The sequence below is a fragment of the Vibrio sp. Vb1554 genome (assembly GCF_033344235.1).
The window spans coordinates 1-1,526 of sequence record NZ_JAWPOJ010000152.1 but is presented as its reverse complement, the minus strand read 5'-3'; the positions used below and the strand labels follow the sequence as shown (position 1 = coordinate 1,526).

Annotated in this window: 2 protein-coding genes; both read right to left on the bottom strand. The window is 47.4% G+C overall.

Going from position 1 to position 1,526, the window contains the following annotated elements; translation table 11 throughout:
• A partial coding sequence (gene ribA, locus R8N28_RS24480; protein ID WP_318183579.1) for a GTP cyclohydrolase II RibA occupies nt 1-866 on the bottom strand: 866 nt, incomplete at its 3' end.
• Between the two features lie 244 nt (nt 867-1,110).
• The gene (locus R8N28_RS24475; protein ID WP_318085320.1) at nt 1,111-1,311 is read right to left on the bottom strand and encodes a PA3496 family putative envelope integrity protein; all 201 of its coding nucleotides are present in this window, start codon (nt 1,309-1,311) and stop codon (nt 1,111-1,113) included.
• Nucleotides 1,312-1,526 lie beyond the last annotated feature (215 nt).

The window sequence follows — 1,526 nt, the reverse complement described above, 5'->3', positions numbered from 1 at the left end:
TGCTCTAACATCCCTTTGCAAAACGCATAGTCTCGCATATCAGCAGCAAACCCTAAACGCTCATTCGCCTCAACGGTATCCGCACCATCATCCTGCAAGTGATAGGCGCGAATTTTGTTGATTAAACCGATGCCACGTCCCTCCTGACGCAAATAGAGCAGCACGCCGCAGCCCTCTTCGACGATGTTTTGCAACGCACGATTTAACTGAAAACCGCAATCGCAGCGGGTGCTAAATAGTGCGTCCCCAGTGAGACATTCAGAATGGAGCCGAATCAATGGCGCAGGCTGAGACGTCGGGTCGCCATACACCAGCGCGAGATGCTCCTTCCCTGTAGCCGTCTCGATGAAGCCGTGCATCATGAATGTGCCCCACTGAGTTGGCAGCTTGGCTTTGTCGATGAACTTAACCAAATTGTAAGGCTCGACATGTCGCAGCTCTGCGCGTACGTTCATCAGAATTTCTCCTAGGTGGTTCAAACCTTTACCGTCTCCCCCATCTCCCCAAAATGCGTCCTTGTGCGAATGCTCAGTAAGGCAAGCATTGCCCGTGCGCATCAGTTTCTGAGCAAGTTTCGGGTTTTGGAGGAATTTTTCTCGCACAATGAACGCCATGACTGAGAGCTTCATGTTGTCCCAATCGCTGCGAACGAGATGCTCGTACTGACGGCTTAACGCGAACGCTTCATCCGGCGATTGGGCATGCTGAATTTTGGTTTGCAGTTGGGCATCAACAAATTTCTGAGCTTGATAGTAGTGTTCGCTGGTGGGCCAAGATTGGGAAGATATTTCGACGGGGGCATGACAGAAGTTGGAGAGGAAGCCGTGCGGCTCATCGGGCTCGTAGAAAAGGATCTGATCAACCATATTCGCGCTCCTGCTTAGATGATATGGATAGTCAACAAAAGGCATATCCTACTGATATATCTTTTAGTAACGCCTCTACCATTTGTCAAACCATAGTAAGCAAGCAAAGTGACTTCAGACTGAATAAAAATAAGGTTGGAGAACAAATAAAACGAGCAAGAAACTTCGGTTAAATGATGGGGTTAGCAAATAAAAAGGGCAGCCAGTTGGCTACCCTATGGAGTGGTACACCGAATTGAGAGAATCAGTGAATCAAGCCAAGTTCTCTTGCTTCTTCAATGCTTAACCCGCTTTCGCGGATTTCACGCAGTGCCTCAATGCGACGTCTGGCTTCTGCTGATTTCACTGTTTTCTCTGGCTTCACAACGGTTTCTTCTTCTTCGGGTAATTCCCACTTGTGAGCGATGTTGGTCATCTCGTCATGGTCGATAGAATTAATGGACATATTTCCTCCGAACACACCATGTTTTGGACAGCTAATCTATAGCAAACCCACTGTGCGGAGGTAAGAAAAACAGTGGGGAAATGTGACCCCTCCCGACCTTTCATCAACTCGTTAATAGATTCATCACTTACCTTTTGCCAAAGGCCAAATTTACGATTAAATTTGAAAAATTCCCCCTAAGAAAAGTGTGCTGATCCAGCTCTCACTTTTGTCTT